This window comes from Acinetobacter seohaensis, assembly GCF_056431365.1.
In genome coordinates this window covers 1-1,340 of record NZ_JBWKMK010000085.1, presented here as the reverse complement: position 1 = coordinate 1,340, position 1,340 = coordinate 1, and the positions used below count along the sequence as shown (strand labels likewise).

1 protein-coding gene is annotated in these 1,340 nt (G+C 39.0%); it reads left to right on the top strand.

What is annotated here, in order from left to right; all coding sequences use genetic code 11:
- Positions 1-1,340: IS200/IS605 family accessory protein TnpB-related protein (locus AC07E5_RS09790; RefSeq protein ID WP_498625346.1), on the top strand; the 1,340-nt coding region annotated here is incomplete at both ends.

Here is a 1,340-nt window from a genome sequence, read left to right as displayed (position 1 = left end):
TTGAATGTGCAAAAGTACAAACAGCTTGAGAAACAAGCTGTTTTACTTGGTCGTATTCGTAGCGAGGTGTGGGCTAAATATGGTGCTATTTCAGGTTTGAATATCAGTGACAGAGCTATTCGTGATGCGTGGATGAAAGAAAGTCGTGACTTTGGTGTTTCTGCAAATGCGTGGAAAGAAACGCTACGTGATTGCATAGGTGATATTAAAGCCTATCGAGAAGCATCAAAAGACAAAGTAAAGCAGGCGATCCGAAAACGCACCTCCTGTAATAATGAACAAAAAAGACTATACACCTTGCTTAAAAAAGATGAATGGATGACTGATAATTTCCTCCATCGTCAAATGCGTAATCACTTTAAGCATGGTGTTAATCACACACATAATCAAATTATTGTTCGTGCGGATATGTGTAAAACTTTTGAGTTAAATGGTCAATGTTGGCTTAAAGTGCCGAGTCTAGTCCCTCGACAAACCATTAAAATTCCACTAAACACCACTGTTGATTTTGCGCCACAAGGCACACTTAGAATCATTCTAAAAAACGGTAATGTTGAAGTTCACTCAACTTATGATGCAGTTGAAACACAGGATTGTGGTCAGGAAACCGTAGGTGTTGATAAAGGTTATTCAGAAGCCTTTGTGGATTCTGATGGTGAAGTATATGGCAATGGTTTAGGTAAATTGATCTCAAGTGAATCAGACTACCTAAATCAAAAGTACAAACGTAGAAATAAGCTCAGAGCGATTTCTAAAGCCAAACCGCACAAGAAACAGAAAATTGAGTTAAATAATCTAGGTCGAAAAAAACTAGATAAGCGACAAGATACTCAAAAAGCAAAGCTCAAAACATTAATATTTACAGCAACTCACAAGTTGGTTGATAAAGCCAAAGTGATTGTTGCGGAAGATTTAACATCCCCAATTCAAAGTAAACGCAACTATGGCAAAAACACCAATAGACGCTTAAATACATGGGCTAAAGGTTTGTTAGCTAATGCCCTAACTTCTATATCTCACCGTAGAGGTTCTACGGTGCATCTAGTCAATTCTGCATATACTTCGCAAAGTGATTCTTTCTTGCATGGCCTTTTAATAGGTACACGTAAGGGAGATCGTTTTCACCGTTTCAATGGGGAAGTTGTGCAAGCTGATTGGAATGCTGCGAGAAACGTGCTTGCAAGATTAAACGACAATGAGATAAGTCGTTATACGCCTTACAAAACTGTAAAGCGTATATTGCAAGAACGGACTGACCGCTACAAGTCGGAACTGACCGACTCAGGCTCTAGTTACACGCTTGGCAACAAGACATTAACAGAGTGCGAATTAGTCCTTGA